5 protein-coding genes are annotated in these 6,497 nt (G+C 42.1%); 1 reads left to right on the top strand and 4 read right to left on the bottom strand.

The features are described 5' to 3' along the window. A partial coding sequence (surE, locus tag LBQ60_11280) for a 5'/3'-nucleotidase SurE (GenBank protein ID MDR2038493.1) occupies window positions 1–407 on the bottom strand: 407 nt, incomplete at its 3' end. Between the two features lie 123 nt (window positions 408–530). Then, window positions 531–2,828 carry a GH92 family glycosyl hydrolase gene (locus LBQ60_11275; GenBank protein MDR2038492.1) on the bottom strand — a complete coding sequence of 766 codons (2,298 nt, stop codon included), beginning with the start codon at window positions 2,826–2,828 and terminating at the stop codon, window positions 531–533. Between the two features lie 230 nt (window positions 2,829–3,058). On the opposite strand from LBQ60_11275, the gene LBQ60_11270 reads away from it, so the two are divergent. After that, complete coding sequence (locus tag LBQ60_11270) at window positions 3,059–3,631, top strand: glutathione peroxidase (protein MDR2038491.1); 573 nt, start codon at window positions 3,059–3,061, stop codon at window positions 3,629–3,631. Between the two features lie 88 nt (window positions 3,632–3,719). On the opposite strand, the gene LBQ60_11265 is transcribed toward LBQ60_11270, so the two are convergent. Together LBQ60_11265 and LBQ60_11260 are read right to left on the bottom strand one after the other, a co-directional pair. After that, window positions 3,720–4,202, bottom strand: a complete 483-nt coding sequence (locus LBQ60_11265; protein MDR2038490.1) for a DUF4625 domain-containing protein — start codon at window positions 4,200–4,202, stop codon at window positions 3,720–3,722. Beyond that, the gene (locus LBQ60_11260; protein MDR2038489.1) at window positions 4,199–6,325 is read right to left on the bottom strand and encodes a TonB-dependent receptor; all 2,127 of its coding nucleotides are present in this window, start codon (window positions 6,323–6,325) and stop codon (window positions 4,199–4,201) included. Before LBQ60_11260 ends, LBQ60_11265 begins: the two co-directional genes overlap by 4 nt. Between the last annotated feature and the right edge of the window lie 172 nt (window positions 6,326–6,497).

Below are 6,497 nucleotides of genomic sequence, written 5' to 3'. Positions count from 1 at the left end.
TGGTCCAGCAGGGAAAAACCGATACCGGGAATATTATACATGCACCCCTCCATTGCGGCAGCCATAGTTCCTGAATAAAGAACACTGGCAGAGGAATTAGAACCATGATTGATTCCGGAAAGTAACATATCCGGATGACGATCGATCAGTTTGTTAAGGGCTATTTTTACACAATCGGAAGGTGTTCCATTACAGGAATATATGGTACAACCCTTTTCTTCTGTCTGTTTCTCAATTCGTATCGGTACTTTTACCGTAATGGCGTGTGACATTCCAGATTGTCCTTCCATCGGTGCCACCACCAGCAAATCCCCGTAAGGACGTGCAGCTTCAATCAGTGCTTTTAATCCACCGGCACGATAGCCATCGTCGTTGCTGATCAGGATAAGAGGACGTGTGTGTTTCATATTTGGGCCATGGTTATGGGATCAGGAGATATGGAAAACCCACTGAATGTACTTAAAAGCACGGTTTCAGTGGGTTTCTCACCTTTCCAACCCCTTTGTCGATTTTACAAAGATAAGAAAAAACTATTTCTTTTCATTCGAAAAAGAGTAAGGAAAATCATCTTTTTTAATACCCCTTTGTTTATTAGGGGATACAGACATATCAAAATTGATTTCGGCACCTTTTATCAACGATTCATAACTTAACCAGTTTTTGGTATATGCTTTTCCGTTGTACTTCACGCCTTTTATATAGCGGGTTTCAGCATTGTTTTTAGGTGCGTCGATCACGATTTTCTTTCCGTTTTCCAGATTAATGGTCGCTTTTTTGAATAAAGGTGATCCCATCACATATTCATCACTTCCGGGACATACCGGGTAAAAGCCGAGGGCTGAGAAAACATACCAGGCCGATGTCTGTCCGTTATCCTCATCTCCGCAATATCCGTCGGGGGTTGGCCAGTACAAGCGGTCCATCACCTCACGCAACCAATACTGGGCTTTCCATGGTTCACCCGAATAATTGTACAGGTAAATCATGTGCTGGATGGGCTGGTTGCCATGTGCATAGTTTCCCATATTCATGATCTGCATTTCCCGTATTTCGTGAATTACTGCACCATAGTAACTTTCATCGAACAACGGCGGTACATTGAATACCGAATCAAGCATCCGGTTAAAGGTTTGTTGGCCGCCCATCAGGTCGATTAACCCCTGTACATCGTGGAAAACCGACCAGGTATAATGCCAGCTGTTACCTTCGGTGAAGGCATCACCCCATTTTAACGGATTGAACGGTGACTGGAAGGTACCGTCTTCGTTTTTTCCACGCATTAAATTGGTTTCTTTGTCGAACAGGTTGCGGTAGTTTTGACTGCGTTGGGCAAATACTTCGATTTCTGATGCAGGCCGGTTCAGTTTTTTACCTAATTGATAAATACACCAGTCATCATAGGCATATTCCAGTGTACGTGCTGCGCTCTCATTGATTTTTACATTATAGGGTACATATCCCAGCCTGTTATAATATTCATGTCCCAGGCGGCCGGTCGAAGATACTTTGGGATGTACATTGTTGGCGCCATGGACTAATCCTTCGAACAACTTTTCGATGTCATATCCACGCAATCCTTTCAGGTAGGCGTCAGCTACCACCGAAGCGGAGTTATTTCCGACCATACATCCCCGATGTCCCGGACTGGCCCATTCAGGGAGGAATCCGCTTTCCAGATATGTATTCAGCAATCCTTCCTGCATCTTTGTATTCATGGAAGGGTAAACCAGGTTCAGGAAGGGAAATAAGCAACGGAAGGTATCCCAGAATCCGGTATCGGTAAACATGTATCCCGGAAGTACTTTTCCGTTGTACGGACTGTAGTGCATGACTTTTCCCTGTGCATCGATCTCATACAGCATACGGGGAAACAGCACCGAACGATAGAAACAGGAATAAAAGGTGCGGGTCTGGTCGACTGTTCCTCCCTCGACAACAATACTTCCCAGTATTTTGTTCCAGGCTGCCTTGGCTTTTGACTTGACCTGATCGAACGAATCGGCCCCCAACTCTTTCAGGTTCAGTTCGGCCTGTTCATGGCTGATGAACGATGATGCTACGCGGGCATGTACTTTTTCCCCTTTTTTTGTTCTAAAACCAATAATGGCACCTGTGTGGTCGGCCTGTTCTTCAAGTTGTCCGTCCTTTAGTTCTTTATTGCCGAAGACAGACCGGTAGGTAAAAGGTTTGTCGAAAACCACTACAAAGTAGTTTTTGAAATTTTCAGGTACACCGCCGCTGTTCTTGGTGGTGTATCCGATGATTTTGTTTTCGGAAGGGATGATCTTGACATATGATCCTTTATCAAAAGCATCGATAGTGACATATGAATGTTCGTTTTCGGGGAATGTGAACCGGAACAGGGCGGCCCTTTCAGTGGGTGCAATCTCCGTTACTACATCGTGGTCAGCCAGATATACACTGTAATAATATGGCTTGACGATTTCGGCCTTGTGTGAAAACCAGCTGGCCCGTTCATTTTCATCAAACATGGGTTTCCCGGTAACCGGCATGATGGCAAATTGGCCATAGTCATTGATCCATGGGCTGGGCTGGTGGGTTTGTTTGAAGCCACGGATTTTATCCGCATCATAGGTATAAGCCCATCCGTTACCCATATTGCCGGTCTGCGGCATCCAGAAGTTCATCCCCCATGGTACAGCAATGGCAGGGTAGGTATTCCCGTTAGACAGGGAAAACTTTGACTGTGTTCCCATTAAAGGGTTGACCCATTCAACAGGATCTGTGATTTTATCGACAGTTTGTGCGGTAAGCCCCAGCCAGAACAGGGACGCAAAAATTACCAGATATACCTTTGGTGATTTCATAAATAATTATTGGTTTAAAGTTGATAGCAACAAAAATAATGATTTCAATGAATAATAGAAAATGAATGATGAACGATAAATAATGAATCCTGTTTTTATTTGTCTGGCTGGATCTCAATCTTGGTATAGAATGTCGATTTATTTGCCTTTGATTATTGTTATAAGTTACCCGGAATGATAACTTTTATATATTTGTAGATATAAAAAATCTGGAATAAAATTTTGTAATAATGAATAAAATGAAAATACCCTGTATATCTGTCCTTTTGATTCTTTCGATGATTATACCATTTATGGGTAATGCCCAGGATAAAAAATCAAAAACGGATTTTTACCAGTTGAATTTTACTTCACTGGATGGCCGAGAAATTGACTTTTCACAGTTTAAAGGTAAGAAAGTGCTGATTGTCAATACAGCGTCTAAATGCGGTTTTACCAAACAATATGCCGACTTGCAGGTACTTTCCGAGAAGTATGCCGGTAAGCTGGTAGTGATCGGTTTTCCCTCGGATAATTTTGGGAATCAGGAATTGGATTCTAATGAGGCCATTGCCCAGTTTTGCCAGAGCAATTATGGCGTCACATTTTTGATGATGGAAAAATCGGATGTAAAAGGAAAGAATAAGAACACCGTTTTTCAATGGCTAACCGATAAAGAGAAAAACGGCTGGAATACCAAAGAACCCAAATGGAATTTCGGTAAATACCTGATAGACGAACAGGGGAATTTACAGGAATTTTATCCTTCCCGCGTCAACCCGATCAGTAAAGAGGTGGTTGACGGAATAGAAAAACAATTCTGATTTGGCCCATTTAATCAGATCGTTAATTCTTACCGAAGATTTGCTTTTTGCACCTGCTTTTCCGGAAATATTTTACCTATTTGTTACTTCATTGGTATGAGTGTTCGTGAGCCTGTTCTTCGGAACTTAACACAATATTCCGGGCCACATATGATTCATTTCCTGCAACATCAGTGCAGTAAACCATCAGGTGATAGTTACCGGGGGTTGCATTTGCAGGGATAATGATTTCATGGTGATGGATTTTGACATTCTTTTTTCCGGATATATCCCATGAATTTTTGAAGAAGAATGCCTTAGTTCCTTCTTCTGATTTTGCAGTCGTGCTGTGTTGGTGTCCATTAAAATTACTGTGTATCTCTACCTGATAAGACTGTAACATTTCGTTGTCGGATAATTCCATATCGAGATGAACTCCGTGCTCATCACCTATTTCAAATGCAGCACCTTCTCCGGGTGCAATAAGGTCAATAACGGGTGGAGTCGTGTCTCCATCATCATCGTTACAAGCAATCAGCAGCATGGATGAAAAGATCACCGTAAAAAACACTATCAGGATATTTGTTTTCATTTTATTTGAAATTTAAATGGTATTTTGATCAATAATTGAATGTTTCGTCCCGGTTCCGGGATTTCAACTTTCCTGTAAAAACTTAAATGATTGTAGTATTTGGTATCAAGCATGTTACGTAATGATAGCTGTATATCTATGCATGTTTTACCCAGAGGAATGTTGAGGCTACCTCCAAGGTTAAATAAATGAGCTCCCGGAGTCGTACTTTCGTTTTTTGCCACCCTATTCTGGCAACCGATATACTGCCATTCTGTATACAGCCGGAATATTTTTCCCGTAAATGTAATCGTGTGGCGCGTAGATAGGGGAGGAGAGAAGCTCAGTGCTGTATGTTCGTCGAGGTTATAGGTGTATACATATTCTCCTGTGAAAGAATAATTCAGGTGTGAAAAGATACCTATACTGAATGACCATTCTGCGCCTGCAAAAACCGCCTTAACCCCGGTATAGCGGTAAATTTGCCCTGCGTGGGGAAGTATCGACCATTCACCGGCCGGATTCAGGTAAATATAGTTACTGAACCGGCTTATGAACGGATTGACGGATAATGATATGTTTTTATCTTCATACAAATATGAAATGTCCAGTTGCCATCCTTTTTCGGAATTGAGGGTGTGATTACCCTGTTCATGCCTGAATGTTCCGTGGTGAACACCATTGGATGCCAATTCATTGGCTCCGGGGAGGCGAAAGCTATGCCCGATATTCCCTTTTAACAGATGGTGTGTCCGGATATTCCATACCATACCCAATGATCCGGAGAAATCCCCGAAATTCCGTTTTACAGGATAACTGCGCCATTTATAGGATGCGATCAATTCGTCATTATATCCCATTTCCTGAAGGTAGGTCGTAAGGTATGGATCGGTGTAAGGTGAAATATCGATGGACCCGTAATCATAACGGATTCCCCCGTTAAGAAAAAAACGTGTTGAAGGCCGCCAGGCGGTATATCCGTACCATCCTGTCGTGAAACGGTCATACCGGGGTAAGAGAAATGAGTAGCCGTCAATCCGGTTTTGCTGGTATTGTACATCCCATCCTGTACTGTGTTCCCAGATTGTACTGGTGGTGGTCTTCACCTTGATAGAAGAGCTGTATGTCTGCAAAGAAAAAAGTAATTCCCTGTCGGGATCATTTTCCGGTGGAGCCTGATTTGCGTAGTGGGTGTGAAATTTACTCCATTCTTCCCGGTGGTTATACTGATATCCTATGTCCCATGAACCTACCAGTTTGTTCCACATGTACTGTTGCCTGGTAACGATTTTAAGATGATTGACCTTGCTGTACGGCATCCCTATATTACGGCGGTCACCATCATCCTGGGTAGCAGAAATATCCGGAATGCCATGTGCACCGGGAAAGAATCCGGTTTTCTGATAGTTATCGCTTATGATATAATGGGCAAAATATTTCCCTTTACGGTATTCCGAATATAGATGTATATTTCTTTCAAAACCTGCCGTATTTTTTAGTATCCGGTCGTATATAGGGATCTTTTGTGTCAGATAAACAATGGTATCAGTAGGGATTTTATAATCTCCGAAATGTTGTTGGGAATAACGCATTTTAGTATACCATGCGTTTTTCTTAATGCCCAGTAAGAGTGAACCTCCCAGGGTGCTGTTTACGCTTTTTCCAAGTAGAGCCACTTCACCGAATACCTGGTTGTTCGATGGAGGCGTAATTTGTGTTATCTCAATAACACCTCCCATCGCATCGCTACCGTAGATCAATGATGAAGGGCCTTTACGAATGGTTACCTGTTCTATATTGAATGCATCCATTTCCAATCCATGGTCGCTTCCCCATTGCTGCCCTTCCTGTTTAATGCCGTTTTCCGTGACAGATATGCGGTTGAATCCCATTCCCCGGATCATCGGTTTAGAGACTCCGGATCCTATGTCCATGGAACGTACTCCCGGGATATATTCTAGTGCCTGTATCAGATTTCCTGTGAAATGCCTGTTCAGAAAATCTTTTCCTGCTACTTCTACCGGTATGGCCGAGTTACGTTTGCCAGCCATTTCATAAGAAACAGAGTTCACTGTTACACTTTCCAGTTCTATGGTAGCGATAGAATCCGTGTCCTGCGCTTTAACAAGTATCATTGGAACCATAAAACATAATACCGTCAATAAACAAGACAAAATATTTTTTTTTGCGCTGTTTCTTTTCATCAAAATGAATATAAAAGAAACTGCAAATATATAGATTTCATTAAATGCAACACTGTTTCATTTAATGAAATTGAGAAAATTTATTTTATTTTGTTTTTTACTATCTTTGTCA

It is taken from the genome of Bacteroidales bacterium, assembly GCA_031275285.1.
In the GTDB taxonomy this organism is placed as follows: Bacteria; Bacteroidota; Bacteroidia; order Bacteroidales; family UBA4181; genus JAIRLS01.
This window is presented reverse-complemented; position numbering and strand designations above follow the sequence as displayed.